This window comes from Thermicanus aegyptius DSM 12793 (assembly GCF_000510645.1).
Taxonomy (GTDB): domain Bacteria; phylum Bacillota; class Bacilli; order Thermicanales; family Thermicanaceae; genus Thermicanus; species Thermicanus aegyptius.
The window spans coordinates 1,972,080-1,995,734 of record NZ_KI783301.1 but is presented as its reverse complement, the minus strand read 5'-3'; the positions used below and the strand labels follow the sequence as shown (position 1 = coordinate 1,995,734).

The following is a 23,655-nucleotide window of genomic DNA, read 5'->3' as shown; positions in this document are numbered from 1 at the left end:
CATAATGGCACACCAACCCAATATCTTTCGTAAAGTAAGAGATGCTCGACAAGATGTAATCAGTCGTTTGAATGAAGATGTTTACAGTGATCAGTATGAGTTGGAAAAGAGTAGATTGGATGCATTGGATGAATTGATTCGGTATATAAAATCCCTTTCTTATATCAAACATAAGGATACGAAGAAGAGACTTGAGGAATACTTCAAGACGGGTTTGAATTGTCGAACAACTGCAGCCCGACTTGGGATTGAAAATATAAATGCTGTAGAGCAAACAGTCAAAAATGCTTCAGATAAGGTTAGACGAATCATTGAGCAGCCGTTAGACAATGTGATGCAAGCCAAAACTGTAGATGCCATCAATAAAGCTGTCCAAATGTTTCGAGTAAAAACGGATCAACCAGACGCATACGGATACTTCTTACCGGGACTCTCGCGCTTTCTACCTTCGCCTAAGTACAATTCAATTTATAAGCTTAGGGATTGTGAGAAGGAGTTAACATGGCTTGGGGTATTTGCTCATTTTGCAGAAATTTTGCTCACCCAGTTTTGTAATCCAGAAAAAATCGCTCATATTCTCTCTTTAATAAGCAGTCGTAACGGATCAGCCTTGGATCGTGAGGCATTAAAACTTTTCTTTAGCGGTAAGTTTAGCCAAAATGAAACGGGAAAACAACGCACCATCCAGCAACAGGTGAGCCATATGCTTAAATGGCTCGAAAATCAGAATCCTTATATGAATGAGGAGGATGAGGTAAATGCGCCAGATGCGGATTAACGATTTATTGAAATACCGTTTTCCTTCTCCTGAAGAGGTGTATTTTCTTGATGGGGTATTGTTCGAGTCTTTAACTTCTGATCAAATGCTTCAATTAGCTTCTCTTCCTTATAGAGATGATTATTTTATTAGATTGGCGTATTCTGTTTCGTATCGCTCACTTCGTCATTTTATTGATGATGATTTTATTGAATTGATCAAGAAGATTCCACACGATTCAAGCAACTTTACGAGTTCAGTTACCGAGACACCAATTCGTTGCCTGACCATACTTACAAGCCTAAAATCTCCTCTTTATCAAGTACGGGAAATGAAATGGGTCAAAGGAACGTACTTTCTTGGTTGTTATGGAATGTATACTATTCAATGGGAGTTTGACTATAGTGAAGAATTATTGCTGATGGTGGCGACTCGAATTGTCCAGTATAGTTTGGAGTCTTGTAACCCTTACAAGCGACTGTTTATCGGTTTGATCGAACCCGATAACAGATGGCAGCTAATGTTAGTCAACATGCATATTTCCCCATTTCTTATGAAAGATGGTGGTAGTCCCGTGAGTGCGTTAATTCGGGTTTATGACCCAACCTCTTTTGTGAAGATGATTTCTGGTGAGTTAAATCCGAACGATGTTCCCTGTCAGGAGCTAAGGTTAATCACAAAAGTGGCAGTAAGTTTACAGCACTTTAAGTAGATGATCTAAGTTGAGTAAGAGTGGTTGATAATGCAAGAGTCTTGGTAAAACGGATTGGGGTGAAACAGTTGTCGAAACCGACGCTAACTTGGATGAACAGAATGGTGATTTTCTAATGGAGTTTTTCATAAAAGATTGGAAAATACTTGATGGTTCGATACGAATAGAGAGAAGTTATCGTATTATAATACATCTTCCTTTGGGAAGGTGTCATCCTTTCTCTTCTCTTGTCCACTCTTGCAGTTAAATCCGCGAGAGTGGATTTTTTTATGAGTAAAAACTATCAGGTTTCAATCAATTAGGGCACAGGAGGTATGAGTTTTGAATTTAAAAATTGATTTTTACTCACCTTCTAAAGATGTTCCGAAATTTTCAATCTATTATTTTTGATTAGGAGTTTTAATCAAGTGCGAAGTCTATTCATGTCATTTTTATTAGGATTTTGTACTTATCAGGTGTTTAGGTCACATCAGTAACAATCGTATGAATCGGTTTCTGTTAAAAATTAAGGACTTGTCATTAAAGTATCGAATTTTCGATAATGCAAATTGTTTTCAGCAAAGTGCTTTTCCTTAATGGGGGTAAAGGCACTTTGTCTTTTTTGGGTGACCGGATTTCAATTTGCTGTAACAATTTTTGTTCAGGGGATATTTTTTAACTTTTTGAGTTTATGACTAAGAAATTTTATAAGGTGTGAGTAAAAAGCAAGCTGTTCCTCCCTTGCTTTTTTACTCCCTCCTTTATATTCGTTTCACTTGCGGTTGACCTAACTCCAATCGCAAGTGAAACGTCATTATTTTGTTGGTTAACCGCCTTATTTAGGGCGGCTTTCTTTTTGGAAATTTTCGACTTTCAGTAAAAGGCACTTTTAGTTCTTGATGTATTTTTATATATCAATTTAAGTTTTGGACATTTTTGCGGATCGAATTTATAAGTATCAAAAAGAATTAGTCTGGTATTCACGCATTCAGGTTACGTAAAAGGTCATAAATTTTGAGGAGGGGTGAGGATGAGTGGTTAAAGAGAAAGTCGAAGTGTTTGTGACGATTATTGTAAACTATGAACAAGATGATACATCTAATGATCTGACTGAGTTCGAAGATTTGAAATTATGTAATGATCAGTTTAAGTTCGATGCTTTTAAATCAAGTAATGATCAGACTGAGTACGAAGCTTTGAAACCAAGCAATGATCAGACTAAGTTCGGTACTTTGAAAACAAGTAATGAACTAACTTGGTGGCAAAAGAAATCAGGGGTTATGAGATTCGAAGAATTGACTAGATATCAACAGTGTGTAGTTAGAATTATTGATTACTTGAATGAGTTATTAGACTCTTGGTCTGATAAATGTGAACAAATGGCGGCATGGGCAAATGAGAAATTGGAGCAACAGAGAAGAAAAAATGGTTACTGAGAATCTATAACTGTTTCTGAATCACTCAGAGGGGTTGGTAAAATGAAACGAATAAAGTGGACAAAGTGCATGATCATTGGTCTGCTCATGTTATTAATATTTTTAACAGTAGTGCCTTCTCCAGAAGTGCATGCAGTTGAATCAGGCAACTCAGTCAATTCAATGACCAGTTCGATGATAGAGTTCTTCCGGAAGGAACAGACTGAAATAGACGTTGAGCGAGTCTCAAGAGATGACTTTATGGTTTACGGTGTCTTTCTATCTAATTTCTTTATACCAGGGAAGACAAAACTGAAAGATCTGGTTGATCCTTCAGAAGATAAGGAAGATACCTTACCTAAGAAAATTAGCACGAAGTTTTTTGGTTCTTCAGGTAACTATAAGCAGATCATTGCCATAAACGATAAGCTGTATAAAGCCATCACTGAGGAATTGAAAACGTCAAGATCTTCCTTTAGTTTGTATGCTTCTCTCCCATCGGAAGATTCAAAGGTGATGTCAGGGACGGATTTATATAATAAGCTTGCAGGTGTTGATGAGGATAGAAAGATCTATGGGAATATTTCATCTCCAGATAGGGTCGTAATGGATTTAAATGATAACGCCACACGAGCATCGATGCAAGTCTTGTTTTCCTTCGCTCCAGAACTCATTTTAGATAAGGAGAAAGGGCTTAGAGCTTTTCATTCTTTGTATATTGATGGGTTAGGTAATATTTGGGGTGCATACGATAACGTTTCGGTTGAAGAGTACGTATTAATACTTCCTGCCGCGTTAAATCCAATTGTATTTTCTAAAACCACGAATGGAGGTAAGTTTCCAGTTGCCAATGTTTTTGTCATGGGGGGTATCGTGAAGATTACTGAGGATTTTCTAGCTAACAGGCATTTTATGACCCCATATTACAATATCAAGGACTACTTTACGACAGGAACGACAAGTGCAGCAATTATGAATACTAAGAACATGTTGAATATTTTTGGGTTACAATCCCCTTCCTCAAATGCTTCTATTGGGATTACTGATGTCATTATCGAATTAAGTAAATCTCTTTTATCTAACCCTTATGAAGACGTGAAGAGTTTTCTTTCAGAGAACACCATGTCCACTTCTGGGGATAGTAATTCAATGATCATATTGACGATTGATGCCAGTAAGTTTACTGATGGCAAGAAATACTTTGAAGATGAATCATCATTAACTGTCGAACAGAAAGCTACCTTATTTGAATATCTATTTAATGGAAGTATTTTCCCTTTATCTGAGTTAGCAGATGACATGTATTACTTTGATGTCATTAACGGGGCGAGTGGTTTAGATGAAGGAAATTGGAATGATGACAATTATGATGATTTGATTAAACGACAAAAATTGTTTTCTAAAGAGGTTGATGGAAACTTCCATTTTTATAACAACTCCTACTTTTCTTCACCGTTTAATCGCTTCTTAAAGCGCTACTTTGAAGAGAGCAGTAAAGGGGCACAAGAAGGTACTGAGTTTTTAATTAATTATTTGAGAAATCATACGTTAAGCAAAGACATTGATCCCACTTCAGATGAGTTTCAAGCATTGAAAAGCTTCCTTGATTCGGGAAATTTCGGAACAGGTAATCCAGAAGTCATTAACAAGGCGATGAAGCTCTTAAAGTTTGATGAGCATAACTTTGTATACAATATTTTACCTTCTTCCACATCGGTCAATCTGAACACTTTAGAGTCAGGTTTTCCTTTTTTTAAAGCTACCAAGGTTGCTCCGGCTGGTTTCGGACTATTGGAATTTGATAATCGTCTAGCTTATATATCATCGGCAATTCGAGAGAGTAGCTTTTGGAAGAAGTTCACAAAGGGCTTCCCTACCAGCGGTTATTTTGAGTTCGAAGGCACAGGTATGTTTAGTGCAGGTAATGGCGGAAAAATCATCGGTTATGACGATAATGGCAAGACGGTTGGTGAACATGGACAAAATGCCATTTCCACTTTATTTTACAGTGCGATGGTTTACAGAATTTTTGGGATGAATAGTGCTTTTGCTTCACAAATTGATAGTGACAAACTGTATGCAGGTGATAAAGTCTCAGGTGCATTAGGTGAATATACTGTTAAGACATCTGTGGTAAATGGAGTCAATAACTACCCGGGTATCTATTGGGGGTATATGGTACAGTTATTGAACATCCGTAAAGACGGAGATGTCTGGAAAACTGAACCTTTTTCGAATCCTTTGCTTCCTTATATGGCTATTAACAATTTAGGAGGCAGTTTTAATTTGAATGAAGCCTTGAATGGCTCTACGGGTGTAGTTGCATCTGAAGAGAAGACACTGGAAGAGATGCAGAAAGACATTGTCAAGAAGGTTTACGGGTTATTAGCAGATGGACCGAGTAATTACCGTGATAAATTGGTAAAAGCAACCCAAGACAGTTGGATCATACAAACTCATAGAGCAATCACAGGATCATGGGTTGGTAATTTCCTAAGTGTAAGTGCAGGGGGTAATAACTCCTATGCTTCGATTGTGGGTTATATTAATTCTCCAAGTTTACATGATATACCGTTGACTTCATGGCTGTTGGATGATTACATGTATGTTTATTTATTCTTCTATCTTCTTATTCTCATCATGGTCATTTTGATGCTTATATCTCATATAAGGTCTTTGAGAGAAGGCGTTTTAATTCTGATCTTAATGGCTTTCATTCTAGTTCTTCCTCAATTCCTTGTAGGTAATGTTATAAATATTTCGAATTCATTTGGAGATAGGATCTATTCTTCGAGATTTGATTATTGGGCTATAACTCAGCATCAGCAGTCTTTTGAGACTTTGTTGAATGCTCAAAGCAGTGGAGATGAATTGAACTATATTATTGCCAAAAATGCTATGAGTTTGGAAAATGTTTATACGACAGATGTAGGTGTTAGGGTCAAATGGATGGCTCCCAAGCGTGATGGGGTATTTGATAGTTTGTTCACTAAAGGAAGTCCGACTTCGAGTTTGACTTCTAATTTGACAATATTCCGTTGGTTGTTTAATTCTTTCTTAAATCAACAGGAGTATGTCTATAATGATCCTTTGGCTACTTATCTTTATAGACCGTATAATGCGATAGCGGAGGAAGCAAGAACTTCTTATGAATCTTTGGAAGCATTTGATGAGAGTGTAATTTCACTCAGTACGGTATCTTCTAGTATTTCAACTCATTCTAAAAAGGTATTAGGATTGCCAAGCTATCGTTTTATGCTATTCAATAATCCCGAGGGGTTAGTGCCTTACAGTGATGAGCAAAAGGAGTTAATAACTCGAGCCTCAGTGTTTCCTTATTCGTTCTCAGGGGTCTTTGATGATAAGCTTAGTAGATACAGATTTTGGGCTTTAGGGAATGAGAACGTTACAAAGGCAATCTTTAATAGTGAGTTTACGTTAGATCCAACTGTAAGCGGTATTTCAGGTGATTTGAGTAATCCCTTTTATAAGGCGTATGTTTTATCTACAGAGAGCCCATTTTATTACTTCTATAATGTCTTTAAGATGCGGTACTCTTCAGGGGTATCGGGAGTACCTGACTTTAAGTCGGCTTTGTTGAAGAGAGAGGTTTTTAAGGTAGAAAATAGTGGTGATCCAAGAGTAGATGGTAAGCTTAGAGATTTTTTGGATTTAGAAGGTTTGTTTAAGTATGTCATACCGTATTTACATCAAGGTAATGAGTATGTTGATGGATGGACAACTCGTTATGGGGCGGATGTTCAGGGGTTTGATTTTGATAATGCAAATAATAGTGCTTCTCTTGGGCAATCTTCGGATTTCCAGTTTCAACAGAAGAAGAAACAAACGCTTAAGAATGTTTGGAATCTGTATGCTCCTTGGGTGGATCAGTTATATGGTTTAGATTCAGTCTCGGAGGAGATTGAAATTGCGGGTAAAAAGGTATATCTGGATGATACGTTAAATCCCGGTGCTTATGAGCTTTTGGGTCGTTCTATGATTTTTTCCCCTGCGGATATGATAGCTAAGAGTTATAACTATGGAGATTTGACTGATGTTGAGAGAAGAATTCAAGCTACTTTGGAGTCTACCTATAAGGATCTTCTTTATTTAACAAATTATCGAGATTTTGATGATGAGGTCTTGGTAACGGCAGCGGCTATGGCAGCTACATTTAATTTTAATAGGGAATTTTCGGAGTATAAGTTTTTGGGTGAGAGTTCAATTCTCTATCCGCAAAATTTCGAGTTGAAGAATTTCAACTATGATGCTTTCATGCGCCTGCTTTTGCTCAATGCAACTGGGGAGCCTTTGATGGCGGATAAGGATTTGTATGTGCGTATTTTGGATAAGACGTCTTTCTTTACAGGTTTGGTGTTACTTGCTGATGATATAATGGCGGTTTATGTGATACCAGCGTTTAAGGTTGTGGTATTACTTCTGTTGTTATTACTTAGCTTTGTTATTGTGGTATCGTGTGTATTATCCCCACCACCTAAGATAGTAAGTGTTATTTTGAAGAATCTAGGGCTTCCATCGATATTGTTTATGGTAGCAAGCACGATTTTTGCTTTTGTAATTTCGTTGTTCATGGGGGAAGGTCAGACAGCCTATGTTGGAGGAAGGGTTCCAAGTTTAGGGTTGACTGATCCGACAATAATGATGTCGTTAATGCTTATAGTAGATGGGGTTTACCTATATGTTCTTTGGAGAATTGTCAAGCTTTTACTTGATTCCTTTAAGGCTCATTTGAGTACCACTTTTGTAAGTTCATGGGCTTTGCTAACAAGTGCAGGAGCAATGTTAAAGCAAATGAGTGGAAGGGTATTAGGAACCTTAGGTAACGGTGCGTTTGGACTCGCAAAATTTGGTTATAAGAGAGGTAAGTTTAATCAGATGTTGGACGCAGTAGAGAATCTAGGTACTGGAGGGGTATCTAGTTCTTCTACTGTGGGTAGTTCAGGTAGTTCGAGTGGAGCAGGTAGTTCAGGAGGTCCAGGAGGAGGTTTCAAATCTCGACCTACGAAACCTTCTAAATCTTCCGGTGGTTTCGGGCAAGAGGATATCGATGCTTTGGCTTCAAAACCTGTTTATAATGAGAGCAAACCTTTTTCTTCAATACAAAAGCGTTCTATTGGTGAACGTGTAGTTGATTTCAAGTATGGGTTAAGGAATAAGTATCGTGATGTAAGAGACTCTGTTTCGGAGTTTGGTGGAAGCGTAAAAAGCACGATGGGATATATTCGTTCCAAAGATGGTCTTAGAAGATATGTTAGTGAGAGCTTAAAGACTTCTGTAGATAATGTAAAAATGGGTGCGCGTGATACGGCAAACTCTCTCAAATATGGAATTAATGACAGGATCTCTAAGTGGAGAGAGCATTCTGCTTTGAAAGCGGCTGAAAGTGCAGATCGTGAGAGAGCGAAATTAGCGGAGAATCCATTTATGTCTGCTCGTCAACGTGAGCGGATTGAGAGACGTATCAAAAAGGATGATTTGCGTTTTAGTAGTTTAGCTGAAAAAGTGGCTGAACATGATAAAAAGGCGAAGTTATTGAGAAGTAAATCAAGATTAGATACTGAATCTCGGGGTTAAAGGAATAAGATATGTCAGTAAACTTTATGGTGATGTAGTGAAGGAATCTAACGAAAAGCGTAAACTTGTCAGTAAAAAGATAGTGAAAAGAAATCGGATAAGTGATTGTGTCAATATCATTATTTTGTTGGTTAACCGCCTTATTTAGGGCGGTTTTTTATTGTTTTTTTTTCCGCCATTACCATTTCTCTAACTTGATCTCTATTCTGTTTCAACGAAGAATCCTCTATTTCTTCAGATATTTTTTCAAAATCCTCTTGAGATGGCTTAAAAAAGGCATATGAAATCAGAGCTTTTTTACAACATATAGGAAGGAATTTTCTATGAAAGGAGCTTTGAAATGTGCCAGTTGATCTCTCGAGTCTTACGTTTGGCTTGGAGATCGAGTTCACTCGTATCCAAAGATATTTTGCCGCTAGAGTTATCGCGGACTTTTTTGACACCAGTCCGATCTCTCGAATGATGTGGGGATATGAGGTCTATGATATTCAAGATCGGTCAGGACGAATATGGAAAATCATTCGTGATGCTTCAATTGAACCCGAGAGAACGAGCGGAGGTGAAATTGTTATCGCTGATGACAACTATCAATGTGAGCTAGTTTCACCCATATTGAATTATTCTGATCTTCCAATGGTTCAAGAGCTTATTCGTCAACTTAGAACAGCTGGAGCCAGAGTAAATCGATCATGTGGATTGCATGTTCATATTGGAGCGGAGATGTTCACACCGAATCAACTTCGAATCTTATGCAATATCGTATACGCTAAGCAAGATTTATTGATCAAAGCCTTACAAGTCAGAAGTGAACGTCAGCGGTATTGCCAGAAACTATCTGAAGATTTCATTCGAAGGCTAAATAAGAAGAAGCCAAAGACGATGAATCATCTCTCCGATTGTTGGTATCACGGGGTTAGCGGAAGCAGATCTGACCGCTATAACCAAAGCCGGTATAAAGTATTGAATTTACACCAATTGTTAAGCGGAAGACTCAAGACCGTAGAATTTAGACTTTTCAACAGTACATTGCATGCCGGTAAAGTCAAGTCCTATATCCAATTGAGTTTGCTTATTGTTAATCAAGCCTTGAATCAAAGAAAGGCTACCAGTCGAGTGACTGTTTCAGGTTATGGGAATGACAAGTATACCATGAGAGTTTGGTTATTGCGGATGGGAGCGATATCGGATGAGTTCAAAACCATGCGGCTCCATCTACTTAAGTTCCTCCAAGGTGATTCGGCTTGGAGAGATCCATTAAGACGTGCGGAATTAGAAGATCCGGAATTAGAGGCGAGTTTAACCTGAATTGGGACTATACTTTTTTGCGAAGAGTACGGTAAAGTAACATATCAAGCCAGAAAGGGTGTTGGAAATGAGAAGGAAGATCTATGCAGCTTACGGTTCGAATTTACATATCCATCAAATGAGGCGGAGATGTCCCGATGCTTACGTTATCGGACAAGGTTACATTGATGATTATGAGTTGGAATTTCGAGACTTTGCCACCATTAAACCTAGCCCAGGTCAAAAAGTTCCGGTAGTTTTATGGAGTATCTCCCAAAAGGACGAAGTAGCATTGGATCGCTATGAAGGGGTTGCCAGCGGTTTATATCGGAAAGAGACGCTTGAGGTGATTAAGGAACTTGGAAAGAAAGGGTCAAGTCAACAGTTTAAGAAAGTAGCGGCGATGGTTTATATCATGAATGTTGATGAATCGAGACCCATCGCACCACCGAGTCCATTTTACTACGAGGTCATCCGAGAAGGTTACATGCATCACGGAATACATCCTCGTCCACTTGCAGTTGCAGCGATCTTGTCGGGAGCTAAATTCATCGATGAAGCAAATCCTAGTACCTAGTGTCCATTTGAGAGAAATTTTTGAGTTTATATGTTTCGGATGGATTACTTTTCTTTTCCGAATATTACAAATGTCTAAATTTATGAGTTGTATGGTGCAGTATAATACTCATCTTGGATATGTTCAGTATGAGAGGAGATAAGAAGTTGAGTTTTAGAATCTTTATGACCCAAGGGGTCAACGAAATCGGGTGTAACGATTGGGACTTGGTGATATTTCTTATTTTTCAATTATATAAGCAAGGTAATGAATTCATCTCTTTCAAAAATGTTGATGGCAACACGGTCATCACAGATGGGGACGACAACCATTTGGTTACTGTCGATAACAAGCAATTATTTTCTGAGAAAGTATGGGCGATCTACGGTGACGATGGGAAGACCAAATACTTCACCATCATGCTTCCGAGTGAGTATTAAATCTTTATGTGGGGGTAATGAATTTGACAAAACCTGTTGCTCGTTTAATTGGAGAGAATGGGAACATCTACAACTTACTCGGTATCGCTTCTAAAGCTTTAAGAAGTGCCGGACTAGATGAGCAAGCAATCGAGATGCAGAAAAAGGTCTTTACCGAAGCACGCAGTTACGATGAAGCATTACGGATCATCATGGAATACGTTGAAGTTGAGTAGCATGGACAACCTAGTCTAACAATACATCCCTTTATAATGTTACAAAAGATCGACTTCGATTGTAAGCATCTCATATTATCATGAAAAGTAAAAATAATAGTAATGTGCTGTACTTCTTATTGGAGTTGCAGCACTTTTTTATTGTCTAAACCTCATCGAAAGATCCCCTTGATGCTCCGAGCTATACCAGAGAATAAGAACGTTTTTTGCAGTTATTAACTGATAAATTTCACACCTTTATAGACCAGTGAAATGTTTATTCTATCGTGAGGGGGATGATTGAAGTGTCAAAAAAGAGGAAGTTGTTTAGCGGTATTGCAATACTACTAGTCATTGCTTTAATGACATCTTTATTCCCGCTTGGGGTATTCGCTGATGGAGCAACCGTAACGGATGCTGTATATGGCGACAGCAGCGTGGCGGATGCTGTATATGGTGATAGTAGTGTCACCGATAGTGTCTATGGAGGAGTTTCGGTCACCAGCGCAGTATACGATTCCGATCCGAGTCATTTCACATATCGCATTTCTGGTTCCGGTGCTACCATTACCGGATATACAGGTCCAGGTGGAGATGTAATTATTCCAGATTCCATTGACGGGTATCAAGTAACAGCTATAGAAGATGGAAGTGCAACAATTAGTGGGGATACCATTATAAGTCTCGATAGTGCTTTTGGTGGCAAAGGAATTACGAGTGTAATTATTCCGAATAGCATTACTTATATTGGTAACTATGCGTTTGCTGATAATATGTTAACAACCGTTGTGATTCCAGACAGCGTAGAGTATATTGGAGAATGGGCATTTGCTGATAATCAGTTAACTGCCATCAGCTTACCCAGTATAAACTCCTCTGATTATGCCTTTCGTATAGGTGACTACGCTTTTACGCGAAATCGAATTACGACCGTTTCTTTTCCTGATATCAGTACAGAAATAGGAAAATCAGCATTTTCAGATAACCAGCTGACATCTGTGAGTTTTCCACAAAATGCGGACTACCTTCATATTGGAGAGAGTTCATTTGCACGTAATCAAATAACAAGTATTGATTTACCTAATATAAGTTTGGATATAGGAAATTGGGCGTTTGCTGACAATGAGTTAACCGAAATAGATATTCCTTTTGGGGTCGATATGCTTAAGATGGGCGTTTTTCAAAATAACAAGCTAGTCAGCGTTACAATACCTGAAACTGTTGTCTATATAGAGGAGTACTTTGATCCTAAAACTGATCCATTTTATAGCCCGTTTCTTGGAAATCAGGTAAATCCAAGTGACCTAACCATCTACGGTTATAAAGGAACGTGGGCAGAGCGTCATGCCAATCTATACAACTATTCGTTTGTCGCACTTCCTCCAAGGGAAATAAAGGTTTATGTGAATTATGAGTTGGTTGAATTTCCAGATGTACAACCCTTCTTAAGTACAACAGGAAGAGCCATGATCCCAATCAGGTTTGTTAATGAAAAATTGGGTGCAGAAGTTTGGTGGGATCAGGACAGTAAAAAAGCGACAATTGATCGTCTTGCAAACCCAGGTCAGGAATCGGAGATGAAAGTAAGGATAGAAATGGTCGTTGGCGCAGATCATTTTACAGTCAACGGGGTTGATTATCCTGTTGATACATCAATCCAGCTTGTTGAAGGTGATCGAATTGTTTTACCGGGTGCGTATATTGCTCAACCATATCCTGATGTTTATTACGAGTTCAGGGATAGAGGGGCATATGCAGAAGCCCACTTTTTTATTAATAGGATGCCGAATGATTCAGATCCAAGTGATAAATATGATCTTCCATTAACACCGATAACACCTGTACCTATAACAGACTTCCCAGAACCAGATGGCGAGTTAGTTAGTTTTCCAACAGTTCCTACACCGGAAGAGCCTGATTCAAAATATAGATTGACCATTCTTGAGCCACTTGGACAAGGCTCCGTCTTTCCAACTGTTGGCACACATGAATATCTTGCCGGAGAGACAGTTTCGTTATCAGCCATCAATTCAGCCATCGATTCCGTTCCAGGATACGCATTTGAAAAATGGGTCATTGATGGAGAGGATGTATTTTATCCTAATCCAGATGTTGTGATGGATCGTGACCATGTGGCTCAAGCGGTTTTTAAGCCGATTTTAACTGCTCAGTATACGCTGACTGTTAATCAGATCGGAAATGGTAATGTCTCTCCTACAGGGGTATCTTATCATAACCCTGCTGATCTGGTAACATTAACAGCCAATCCTGCAGCCGGTAACAAATTTGTTAAATGGGTGGTCAATGGTGTTGAGTTCTACAATCCAGTACTGACGATTACCATGAATACCGATACGGTTGCAACTGCTTACTTCGAGCTGCTGACTCAGCTCACCTTAAGTGTTAATCAGGTCGGTGAAGGAAACGTCTCCCCCGCAGGGGTATCAAAATTTTATGAGTTTGAAACAGTTGAGTTGACTGCTAACCCTGCGGACGGATATAAATTCGTAAAATGGGTCGTTAATGGGAAAGATGTTTTGAACGCTAACTTTACTCTCACGATGGTGGAGGATACTACGGCGATTGCTTATTTTGAACCGCTACCTCCGAAAGAACCTCGCCTGTTTACGTTGACAGTAAACCAGGTCGGAGAAGGGACGATCACACCAAGTTCGAGTGATGGAAAATTGGTGTATAAAGAAAACGAGAAAGTTGTGTTAAACGCTGAACCGGCTGATGGATATCAATTTGTGAAGTGGGTTGTTGATGGTCAAGAATATACGGACGCTGAAATCACCATTAAAATGGACAAGGATAAAACCGCGACCGCTTATTTTGAAAAGGTAACACCACCACCAGTTATTAAGGGCAAAATAACGGTCGAGTTCAGAGATTCGGTAACCAATGAGAAGATTAAGGAAGATGAAGTCTTAACTGATTTAGATCTTGGCGAGCATTCGTATATTGCCGAAACACAAATCGGGGTATACGAACTTGTGGGTGAAGCTTTGAAAAAGGTTGTGCTGACCGTAGCCGAGCCAATCCAAAAGATTACTTACTTCTACAAAGAAAAGGTTATTACTCCACCTGCAGATGATGATCCAGTTGAACCACCTGCAGTTCAGGAACCACCTACACCACCAGTGGTTGAAAAACCTGCTGATCCGCCCGTAGTTCAGGAACCACCTACACCACCAGTGGTTAAAAAACCTGCTGATCCGCCCGTAGTTCAGGAACCACCTACACCACCAGTGGTTGAAGAACCTCCTGTTGTTAAGCAGCTGAAGGAACCTATTGGCAATGAAAAGCCGGTTGTCGAAGCTCCAGTTGCTGACCAACCTGTAGAAAAGGCTCCAGAATTGGATCAGGTTCGTATTGTTGCGATTGACGTTGAAACGGATGAAGTCTTGACAGAAGAGATTCTGCGGGATTTACCACTCGGCAAGCATGAGATTTCTGCTCCAGCTGTAGAGGGGTATGAAGCTCTAGATCCTTCAATGCAAAATGTAACAGTTGAAGCTCAAGGTCGCCAGTTGGTTGTCGAGTTCAGGTATCATAAGTTGAATCAGTTTGGAACGGTTTATGGGGTTGTTTTGGACAAAGACGGCAATCCAATGGAAGGTATTCAAGTTGAACTGCATTCTGACCCGCGTGTCACGTATACGAATGCCAATGGGGAGTATAAATTTGAGAATGTGGAACTTGGTCAGCATACCGTCATCTTGAAGAATCCTTTCACCAAAGAAGAAATTGGAAAAGTGGAAATTGTTGTTTATCAGGACATTGAACAAAAGAATTCCCGGACCGTATCGTTAAAGGATGCAAGCGAGATAAGAACGGTAATTGAATTAAATGAATTGGAAAATACGAGACGGGTCGACTTTATTATTGAACCTATCAAATCAGAAGACTCTGTTCCACAAATCCCTCAACAACCAGAGCCGATTGAACCGAAAAGTAAGTTGCCAATCATCCCGATAGCAGTTACGAGCTTACCTTTCATCGTTGCAGTGATCGTATATTTTAGACGGAAGAACGTTGTGATTATGAATGAAGATGGACTCGTAATTAAGAAGTTAAGATTGAAAGCCAAGCCGGAAACTGTCATTGATCTTACGAGCTTAGAAGCATCAACCTTTATCATCCAGTTCAAAAATCCAGCCCCCTTCAGAGAAGTGAAGTTGTTTGTCAAACACAGGGATGATTTAACACCTGTTAAAATGCAGGATGGTCAAAGTCATATCGAATTTGAATTATAATGAAAAATAAAGACTAAGAAGCATCTCGTACATTACGAGGTGCTTCTGTCATGAGGTTAATACTGGATATGTTAATGAGAAGTTCGATAAAATGGCACTTTAAACTTCCAATGATGAGTTTTTCTTGGCTCTAAAATTTTGATGAAGTATTTTTTGGAGTACGAAGGATTCTGTTGAATGATGTCGAATTTATGAATATCAGAGTAGGAGTCGAGAGTTTCAATATCTTTTGTATGATGTATTAAGCACAATTACCTTTAATCAGGGTAATTGTGCTTTTTTGATTTTAGCTAAGAAGGGATAATTTTTACTGTCGTTAGGGAGTTGGAAATTCTTTTGCAGTTTGAATTTGAGATTTAATACATATACCAAGAGAGGTGGGTGAAGAGTTAATGAGTACAACAGCTAAACCTGTAACAAAAAAGAGAGAAACGAACGTACCTAGTCAATCACTAGAAGTTGATGATATCTCCATTTCCTTCTTCAATGATGGTAATGGCGACACCATTAATATTGGCATCGGCACGGAGATTAGCCCAAGTGTCGTGATTGAGTCCTCAGCAGCACACAATGATGACCAGGAGCAACCTGAGCCAGTTGCACCACTTGAACCCGTTGCAGATGATGAGCCGATTGAAGCCGATTGTACCGATGAGCCTGATATTGCTATTGATTCAGGGATTTTTTCTGATGAGGACAATACCGATTCCGAAACAAATAAGGAGGATACCAACCTCGATATTCCTCTCTCAGAACCGATGCTTCAAATCGAGGATGGTCAATCCAATACTGAACCTGAACCTCCGCTCACTGACAATATAGATGCTGACATAATCGAAAGAAGTGCTAAGCTACTCGAGGAAACAAAATCTTGGATGAAGAATCACCAAGTAAACCTGCCGGAGATCAATTTCAATACTCATCCTCAGAGTCAGAAGTCTGGTTTATTGACCTTACCTGATGTCGAAGCAGACATTCCAATAATCGATGATGCGGACAAGTTGGATGAGCAGTACCGAGACCTTGCCACGCCAGTCAAAGAGAAGATCGTTACAGTTGAAGTCGATAAGGTAACAGCAGCCGACCGAGCCGGTAAAGCAGTCAATTGGTTGACCGATACCTTCATCGTTTCGCCAGTGAAGGGGTTATTCCGAGCCTTGCATAACGGGATAGTTAACTTCATTGGCTTCATCGGCAGTTTACTGAAATTCGTTTTAATCAGTACTGTTGCCACAGTAGGTATTTACATCATAATTGCGCATTATTCCGACTCTGGTCTTTCACCCTACGAGATGGCGATACAACATTATGAGGCGATCAAGAAGATCATAGTAACCCTGTATAATGACATTTTCTCCGAAGTCAGGGGTAAAGATAATTGAATTGCTCAAGTAAGCTTTTATCAGCCCGCATGTGTAATTCGATAAATTAAAAGAGGAAAACCCTTCTTATTGTCGAATTATTAATGTGTGGGAGGCGATATTGAATGGATATAAACCACCATGAAAATATAATTTATAAGCTTAGTAATATGCCCGATGATGCTTTAACCGAGGTAGATTTATCATTTCACCTTGTAAGGATACAAAAGGAATCTGATTCGTACTACCAATCGACACGTATTCAACTTGCACCTGATGTTATTAAGTGGCTCAAGAAAAGTATTGTTAATTCCTTGCGAGAGTTGAAGGAAGTTGATGATGCTGAAAGACAAGTGTTTCTTGTTGGTGACTATAATCATGAAATAAAAATAAATGACCGCATTGCGAAGTTTGCTTTAGATGATGACGATCAAGGTCTTATAGATAAAGTGACTAAACTTATCAAAGCCTTGCGAAGTCCTGATCCTGAGTATCCAGAGAAGCATACTAAGTTTCAAATTGTAAAGTTAACTTTGGGCGAAAAAAATGCATATTTCTGCTATTATCGAGGGGTTAAGAAAAATAGTATGCGATCCTCCAAGAAGTTGATGGTAATAAAGAATGCCAATCAATTTGTGTTTGCTGAGGATACTGTAATTGATCTTGGGGGTAACATTGATTTCTTTATAATTGAAAACTGCATCTTTATCATCAATGTTCGGAGTTTTGAATACGCATTTGAATATAAAGATCATATTACCGAGCGTCGAGATCAAAACATTGCACGAATTATTTCGATGCCGTTCTTTCATGGTAAAGATTCCAATAGAGAAGCTTTTGAAAAGTCATGTAAGAAGCATATTTATTCGAGAACATTGGCGCAAATTAAACCTGAAACAATGGCGGCTATTCAGGATAATTTTGATGCAAGATGTGATGAGTTATCTCAAATTAAAGCTAATGAACCACAAGATCAAGATGCGAAAGAACAGTACATGGCGAAGTACAGTTCACTGTGGGGTTTATTTGAATATATTGATTTGGAGAATCGAAAAATTATTTTTACTGAGGATTCATCTCCCAAACCGCTAATACATTTCTTTGCGGACAAGATCGTAAAGTCCTTCGTGACCGAGAACTACAAGGTAGCGATTGCTTATGAACAATAATTGTTAGGGGGTATGATTGTCCTCTCTGGGAGGGAGAGTAAAATGTGGGGCAAGCGAGAACAGGTCATTTTATGGGCGACAGCATACCTTCCCTTAGTCCTTATCATGGTCTATAGATTTGTTGACAGTAACGACTTTTTCAAGAAAGCTGAATGGGCGAAATGGTTAGCCATGCATATTGATAAGACGGTCTTTGACGTAATCGTTATTGCAGGGATAATCGTCTTATCACTGCTCATCTATCGCTTGGTTGCCATGTGGTTTTTCAGTGACTATGATCGACAATTAAAGGATAAGGAAATAGGTAAGAGTGTCTCGGTCAGGAAGTATGAACGTTTAAGTGTAAATGACTATTCATTTTTTTTAATGACCTTGCTGTTGCCATTGATATCTATAGATCAAGCTTCAGCGATAAATTTGATGGTGACATTGACTATTGTAGTGATCGTGATTGTCATATACGTTAAGACGGATTTTATAAGTGTTTGTCCTGTGTTCTTTATGTCTGGTCGACAAGTTTATAAGGCAACTATTTCAGACCAGAGTAAAGAGGCGGAAGCAACTGATCCATCGATAAGGAAAGATGTTATAATCATAACCCGAGAGAAGTCGCTAAATTTGAACAATAAGTTTAGGACAGTGAATCTAATAAGCAACATTTATTATTTGTCAAGTAACAGCAAAAATGAGGACTCTATAGACGAGTAATAATTAGGTAATCGTCAACCATTTGAACGTTTCACCCATTCAACCAAATGTTTTTTGAATGAAATCTCCCCTATACTATAGTAGAAACTCGGTAAGGCTCCCCCTATCTTGTAGCCCTTGGGGGTCGCCTTTTTTTATTACCTCAGGACTGGAACTCCTTATTCAGTTACGCTAAAATAATAACAACCCTTTGGAAAAGGCAGGATTAATGAGGTTTTTGTCGAATTTTTATAATCGAATGAAAGGTCAGGTGTTGCTTTTGCGGGTAAAACTGCATACCAACGATGTGACTGATAATCGATAGACAATCAAAGTAATTGTTTGCTAATATTAAGTTAATTTGAAGATGGTTTAGTCTGTAGAGGGATATAGGAGGAATTTCGATGCGTAAGTTTTTTCTTTTTGCTTTCGCTCTCACGTTGGTATTAGGGAGCATGTCATTTGTTCCAGTCCAAGCAAGTGCCGAGTCGGATAAGGTGATGGTGGATGGATTTGAGTACCCGAAGACGCATCTTGAGGCGTTAGAGTATTACAATGAAATTCGCAGGAATGTAGGGGTTCAGGAGGTCAAGCTTGATCCTTACTTAACTAAGGCGGCTGAGAATCATGCTAATTATCTTTATAAGAATAAGGGTAAGTACAAATTAATAGATGGACATTTTGAAGACTCCAAAAGAGATGGATTTACTGGTGAGCGTTCTTGGGATCGGGCTTATTCGGCTGGTTTGGATAAGAAACATTCTATTATGGAGGCAATACATTTTGGTGCATCTTCTATTAAGAATGGTATAGATTATTTAATTAATGCCCCAGGGCATAGAAATTTATTGTTAAATTATTCTTTAGAAAAAATAGGTTTTGCTATTGTAGGTGATATTGTTGTAATTGATGTAGCTTATATATTTAAGCCAACTGATCCTCCAGCATACACTTATCCTTATGATGGTCAGACTGACGTTGATATATCCTATTGGGGTCGTGAAATTCCGAATCCTGTGGAAGAGTTTGGTCTAAAGACTTCAGGTTTTATTATTACTTTTAATCCTGATCAAGAGTTGGGCGAACCTTATATAGATTCTGAGGATATGGAGCCTTCATTGGTTGATAGTAAGGGTAATGCTGTACCTTTTTATTTTAATAAGTATGCATATATTATTCCAAAGGAACCTTTGAAATATGGTGAAACGTACACGGTAAATGTTAAGTATACGAAGGGTCGTAGTCTTACGTGGTCTTTCACCACTAAGAAAGCTCCTGTAGGTTCCAATCCTGATAACCCTAAGAATGATCCCGTTGATTTAACTATAGCTAAGGGGTATGCTGATTTCCAAGAAAATAAGTACTGGTCGGAGAATATGGCTTGGGCAATCAAAGAGGGGTTAATTGCGGGGTATGAGGAGAAGAACCCTAAGACGGGCAAGGTCGAGAAGTTGTTGAAACCGCAAGGACAACTCAGCGAGGCGCAATTTTTAACGATCTTGTTTCGATATAGTGAGTCAAGCGAAATGTTGATTACTACGCCTAAAGATCCGAAATGGTGGGCTTCAGTTCCTTATCAGATTGCAGAGAAATTGGGGGTTCCAACCAAGGGTTCTTTGAAGGATAAAAATAAAGCTAATGCTCCTATGACAAGGGGCGAGATGGCGGTTATCTTGGCTTCCTACTATAATATTAAGTATAATGGTGGAAAAGCCTTAAATGAGCGTGAAGCTGTCCAAATGATGTACGATATGGGGCTATCCAATGGATACCCCGATGCTAATGGTAACACGCCGAAGACTTATGAGTCATATGGTACAAAAAATATTCTTTTGAGGGAGCATGTTGTAACCTTCATGCGCAACTATGATAATTACTTGAAAAACAAATTTGGTATGTAAATGGGGTATTAAGCCGGGTGTTTAGGCATCCGGCTTTTTTGTTTCTTAGAAGAGTCAGGCACTTTGGGCTACCCGAGGAGAGTTGGAGCCATTGAGAAGTGAAACCTGAAAATGCAAGGTAACTGGAATCAGCAGAGATATCCTAAAAATCGGCAGTATAGAACTTGTGCATCGAGTTTTTATACTGCCTTTAATGTTTGAAATTGAAATTATTCATCGTTTCAATACACAATGATTTGCAGTTGCCGAGGTCGATTATCTTGATTAATTTTCCGAATGGTAGATTGTCTAAACCGATAGGGGATATATTCTCCATAACCAGAGTTGATTTTACTATTGCACTTTGTAGGTGAGAAAAAACACCTTTATTGTAAGATTTTATTCTCCAAAAGTGAGGCGAACCGCATGAGTACAAGAGCAGTTGTCATCGATAGTAGAGTTGATGGTAAAGGATTTTGGGTTTATGAAGATGGTTATCCTGCTGATCTTGGGGTAACCTTGAGGAATTTATTCTCTAAAGACAAGAGCATTGAGCAGATCTTTAATGAACTTGTCCAAATGCGGACAGAGCGTACCCGTCAACTTGTAGCACAGACGGGTTATCCGATGCCGAATATGAACAATAAGTTTGGTATCCTTACACCCGAGCAAGTCGAAGTTGCTAAGAAATCCGGAATCAAGGCTTTGTGGGATCAGTTTAGAATTGGAGCGGAATACATTTATCGTATTCGCCAAGATGGGGTTTATGTATCTGGTATTGAAATTCCGAAATTACGAAGAGTACAGGCGAGAGAAACATTTCGGGGGTGACGGGGGTTTGCCTGCCCCACCCACTCCCCCATCCTTTTCGCTCTTACGTGGCTCTACAATCGATTTTATTGTATCAGTTGTTCGGTCTGCAGGGAAAAATCGATTACAAGCCGTTTCACACTTAAATGGGGTAAGCTCTCTTTCATCTTGAACGAAAATGCTCTGCCGGTAACGTGTCCCAAAAACTCCCCATTGGCGCGTTAAAAGCACACTTCCAATGCTGGCTATTTTGCTTACATTAGTAGAAACTCGTTTTAGGCGATACCACCGAAAGCCGCGATGGGTCGCCTTTTTTTCTTTGTGATTTCTCTGGGCTTCATAATTACTCAATCGACTAAGTTCATATCAAATTTGGCAGTCGGTTTTAGACAAAGAATACATAAATAAGGATACGGTATTGCTGTAACAGTATACGCCTGATGTTCATCCCCATCGGGGGTAATACTTCTTCATCATCCCTTCTAAATGAAGTAAGCATACCGTATCCTTTTCAAATTGGTAGCGTGAACGCATTTGATCAAATGAGGTTCTTTTTCAAATTACAGAGGTGTTTAAATCATTGTCATGCTGAAAGAAGAGAACGATATAAAACCATTGAAACCCTTTATGACCGATATGACTTAGAGGTTGCAGAAGCAAGATTACGCACAATAGATTATATCTTCGCCTTTATGGGGTCTGCGATTGATCTCAAATATCCTTTTTTGGAGGGTGGTTTCAAGAATAATTTGCCTGATCAAATAGCAGCTTAATTTTGGCAGTATCGAATTCGCTGATCGAGTTCTTTACTACCCGCTTTTTTTATCCCGATTATTTATTATTTTGAAAAATAGTTACTCGAATGTAGGTGATCTTATTCTACTTTGGCAGTCAGTTTTGGATTAATAATACACCAAGTAAGGATGCGGTATGGTGGCTGGTAATAATCCCCCTTATTGGGGGTATAGCTTTCAAATCAATCTCCTTCTCCTTTCGATATTAGAACCATACTGCATCCCCACATGGCAACACGATTGAAGCATCTGCAAACAGGAGGTGTAAAGCACACTTATCCTTCTTTTCAGCTGAGTCGGTTCTGAAACGGTTGTCCAAGGGTTCATATCTCTTAAGTATTGCCCCTCTCAAGTCCGTTCGATTTCGGAACGGTAGAATGCGGGTTTGCCCAGTGTCAAAACTGGGGGTCATAAGTGAATCCGAAAATTGTAGGTGGTGGTCTAATAAATGCCTAAATATGGCTATGCCCGAGTAAGTACGGTTGGACAGTCTAAGCACGGTAATAGCCTTGAACATCAGGTCAATTTACTGCTCGCTGAAGGGGTTGACCAATCCTTTATATTTGTCGATAGTTTCACTGGTTCAAAAATGGATCGCCCTGAATTCTCCAAACTGTTTCGTTTGCTGAAAGCTGGCGATACCTTGGTCGTAACGAAGCTGGATCGGTTTGCTCGTTCGATGATCGAGGGAGTAAAGATCGTCAATCAGTTAATCGAACGTGGTGTTCGGATTCATATCTTGAACATCGGTATTTTGGATAACACACCAACGAGCAAATTGATCAGAAATATTTTCTTTGCCTTTGCGGAGTTCGAGCGCGATTTGATTATTGAGCGTACCGCTGAAGGTAAAGCCATCGCTAAGCAGAAATCCGGTTTTCGAGAAGGACGCCCACCTAAGTTTACAAAGTTACAACTGGATCATGCGATTAGCTTGCTCCAAACCCACAGTATGAAGGAAGTCGTAAGTATTACTCGCATCAGTGAAAGTACCATTAAACGCGAGATTCGCAAGAGAAGATACGGAAGTTCATAAGGGAGCAAGTCTGATAAATCGGAGTTGATTGAAGTGGATGTTTACGAGGAACTTGAAAAATACGGAGATATCTTCGCCGCGGCGGTCTATCTGTGTTCTGCTTCAACCAATAAAGCTGATTCTGACCGAGAAATCGCGATGATGCTCAACAAGGTGTTCGAGTTCAAGTACTCCACAAGTAACATCGTAATCATCGATTCCTATATTGACCGAGCCGGATCAAGATTAGAATGGGGTCACCTAATTCATGACGCTGATTCAGGTCGTTTTCAAGGGGTGATGCATTACGGAGATCTGGAGTCATCAATTGATCTCCGAAGTAAGGGGTTACTACTCATCGATGTTAGGCGGTGAAGTAGATGTGTCCTTAAGGGTGGTGTAGACATTGGCAAGGGGTAACATGGAAATTAAGGAAGTAAGGCAATCCTTTCAAAAGGCATTAGCGAAAGTGGAGTCATTACAAGCCATCGGGGTTGAGCATGGCTTATGCGCTCCCCAGGATTTATCGGAGCTTAAAACAGAGATCGATAAGATTCATAAATCACTTGATCTTATGACCTTCAAAGCTAACGGTCATTTTCATAAATTATCGGAACTAATGCGTTCCTGTGGCTCAATTTGTTGTAAGAAGGTTGTTCAGCCCAATTCGCTGATGATGTTTTTTCAATGTAGCTCATGCCCGATTTTGGAGTATGAAGAAGCTTTTCTAAATGATGATGAATAGGAG

General features: G+C 39.3%; 17 protein-coding genes. All 17 read left to right on the top strand.

Features of this window, described 5'->3' with window-relative positions; all coding sequences use genetic code 11:
* The first annotated feature begins 4 nt into the window (after positions 1 to 4).
* The 17 genes from THEAE_RS0110550 (at position 5) to THEAE_RS0110460 (ending at position 23,652) form a co-directional block, all read left to right on the top strand.
* The gene (locus THEAE_RS0110550) at positions 5 to 778 is read left to right on the top strand and encodes a hypothetical protein (RefSeq protein ID WP_028987445.1); all 774 of its coding nucleotides are present in this window, start codon (positions 5 to 7) and stop codon (positions 776 to 778) included.
* Positions 759 to 1,469, top strand: coding sequence for a hypothetical protein (locus tag THEAE_RS0110545; protein WP_028987444.1), 711 nt, complete (start codon positions 759 to 761; stop codon positions 1,467 to 1,469). The genes THEAE_RS0110550 and THEAE_RS0110545 overlap by 20 nt, the downstream gene beginning before the upstream one ends.
* Before the next feature lie 1,013 nt (positions 1,470 to 2,482).
* Positions 2,483 to 2,884, top strand: coding sequence for a hypothetical protein (locus THEAE_RS0110535; protein WP_028987443.1), 402 nt, complete (start codon positions 2,483 to 2,485; stop codon positions 2,882 to 2,884).
* A gap of 42 nt (positions 2,885 to 2,926) precedes the next feature.
* A complete protein-coding gene (locus tag THEAE_RS0110530; RefSeq protein ID WP_028987442.1) occupies positions 2,927 to 8,458 on the top strand; it encodes a hypothetical protein in 5,532 nt (1,843 codons plus the stop codon).
* Positions 8,459 to 8,800: 342 nt separating this feature from the next.
* Entirely contained in the window at positions 8,801 to 9,763 is a 963-nt protein-coding gene (locus THEAE_RS0110525; protein WP_028987441.1) for an amidoligase family protein, read from the top strand.
* Positions 9,764 to 9,830: 67 nt separating this feature from the next.
* A complete protein-coding gene (locus THEAE_RS0110520; RefSeq protein ID WP_052329921.1) occupies positions 9,831 to 10,319 on the top strand; it encodes a gamma-glutamylcyclotransferase family protein in 489 nt (162 codons plus the stop codon).
* A gap of 146 nt (positions 10,320 to 10,465) precedes the next feature.
* Positions 10,466 to 10,738 carry a hypothetical protein gene (locus tag THEAE_RS0110515; protein WP_028987439.1) on the top strand — a complete coding sequence of 91 codons (273 nt, stop codon included), beginning with the start codon at positions 10,466 to 10,468 and terminating at the stop codon, positions 10,736 to 10,738.
* Between the two features lie 23 nt (positions 10,739 to 10,761).
* Positions 10,762 to 10,953, top strand: coding sequence for a hypothetical protein (locus THEAE_RS0110510; RefSeq protein ID WP_028987438.1), 192 nt, complete (start codon positions 10,762 to 10,764; stop codon positions 10,951 to 10,953).
* 275 nt (positions 10,954 to 11,228) lie between these two features.
* Positions 11,229 to 15,191: an InlB B-repeat-containing protein gene (locus THEAE_RS22055; protein ID WP_084213525.1), complete on the top strand. Its 3,963-nt coding sequence runs from the start codon at positions 11,229 to 11,231 to the stop codon at positions 15,189 to 15,191.
* Positions 15,192 to 15,583: 392 nt separating this feature from the next.
* Positions 15,584 to 16,573, top strand: coding sequence for a hypothetical protein (locus tag THEAE_RS0110500; protein ID WP_028987437.1), 990 nt, complete (start codon positions 15,584 to 15,586; stop codon positions 16,571 to 16,573).
* 104 nt (positions 16,574 to 16,677) lie between these two features.
* A complete protein-coding gene (locus THEAE_RS0110495; protein WP_028987436.1) occupies positions 16,678 to 17,721 on the top strand; it encodes a Kiwa anti-phage protein KwaB-like domain-containing protein in 1,044 nt (347 codons plus the stop codon).
* Between the two features lie 42 nt (positions 17,722 to 17,763).
* Positions 17,764 to 18,429 (top strand): hypothetical protein, encoded by a 666-nt coding sequence (locus tag THEAE_RS0110490; RefSeq protein WP_028987435.1) that lies wholly within the window; start codon positions 17,764 to 17,766, stop codon positions 18,427 to 18,429.
* A gap of 383 nt (positions 18,430 to 18,812) precedes the next feature.
* Positions 18,813 to 20,309: a CAP domain-containing protein gene (locus THEAE_RS0110485; protein ID WP_028987434.1), complete on the top strand. Its 1,497-nt coding sequence runs from the start codon at positions 18,813 to 18,815 to the stop codon at positions 20,307 to 20,309.
* A 405-nt stretch (positions 20,310 to 20,714) separates the two neighbouring features.
* Positions 20,715 to 21,119 (top strand): hypothetical protein, encoded by a 405-nt coding sequence (locus THEAE_RS0110480; RefSeq protein ID WP_039944428.1) that lies wholly within the window; start codon positions 20,715 to 20,717, stop codon positions 21,117 to 21,119.
* A gap of 1,221 nt (positions 21,120 to 22,340) precedes the next feature.
* Positions 22,341 to 22,928 (top strand): recombinase family protein, encoded by a 588-nt coding sequence (locus THEAE_RS0110470; RefSeq protein WP_028987431.1) that lies wholly within the window; start codon positions 22,341 to 22,343, stop codon positions 22,926 to 22,928.
* A 33-nt stretch (positions 22,929 to 22,961) separates the two neighbouring features.
* On the top strand, positions 22,962 to 23,282 hold the full coding sequence (locus THEAE_RS0110465; RefSeq protein ID WP_028987430.1) for a hypothetical protein: 321 nt from the start codon (positions 22,962 to 22,964) through the stop codon (positions 23,280 to 23,282).
* Between the two features lie 46 nt (positions 23,283 to 23,328).
* A complete protein-coding gene (locus THEAE_RS0110460; RefSeq protein WP_028987429.1) occupies positions 23,329 to 23,652 on the top strand; it encodes a hypothetical protein in 324 nt (107 codons plus the stop codon).
* The last annotated feature ends 3 nt before the right edge of the window (positions 23,653 to 23,655 follow it).

What these genes read in the sequence shown, in the direction of transcription:
- THEAE_RS0110495 (WP_028987436.1), top strand. Translation starts at nt 16,678, where the DNA reads ATGGATATAAACCACCATGAAAATATAATTTATAAGCTTAGTAATATG.
- THEAE_RS0110545 (WP_028987444.1), top strand. Translation starts at nt 759, where the DNA reads ATGCGCCAGATGCGGATTAACGATTTATTGAAATACCGTTTTCCTTCT.
- THEAE_RS22055 (WP_084213525.1), top strand. Translation starts at nt 11,229, where the DNA reads ATGATTGAAGTGTCAAAAAAGAGGAAGTTGTTTAGCGGTATTGCAATA.
- THEAE_RS0110470 (WP_028987431.1), top strand. Translation starts at nt 22,341, where the DNA reads ATGCCTAAATATGGCTATGCCCGAGTAAGTACGGTTGGACAGTCTAAG.
- THEAE_RS0110460 (WP_028987429.1), top strand. Translation starts at nt 23,329, where the DNA reads ATGGAAATTAAGGAAGTAAGGCAATCCTTTCAAAAGGCATTAGCGAAA.
- THEAE_RS0110485 (WP_028987434.1), top strand. Translation starts at nt 18,813, where the DNA reads ATGCGTAAGTTTTTTCTTTTTGCTTTCGCTCTCACGTTGGTATTAGGG.
- THEAE_RS0110550 (WP_028987445.1), top strand. Translation starts at nt 5, where the DNA reads ATGGCACACCAACCCAATATCTTTCGTAAAGTAAGAGATGCTCGACAA.
- THEAE_RS0110530 (WP_028987442.1), top strand. Translation starts at nt 2,927, where the DNA reads ATGAAACGAATAAAGTGGACAAAGTGCATGATCATTGGTCTGCTCATG.
- THEAE_RS0110490 (WP_028987435.1), top strand. Translation starts at nt 17,764, where the DNA reads ATGTGGGGCAAGCGAGAACAGGTCATTTTATGGGCGACAGCATACCTT.
- THEAE_RS0110520 (WP_052329921.1), top strand. Translation starts at nt 9,831, where the DNA reads ATGAGAAGGAAGATCTATGCAGCTTACGGTTCGAATTTACATATCCAT.
- THEAE_RS0110500 (WP_028987437.1), top strand. Translation starts at nt 15,584, where the DNA reads ATGAGTACAACAGCTAAACCTGTAACAAAAAAGAGAGAAACGAACGTA.
- THEAE_RS0110480 (WP_039944428.1), top strand. Translation starts at nt 20,715, where the DNA reads ATGAGTACAAGAGCAGTTGTCATCGATAGTAGAGTTGATGGTAAAGGA.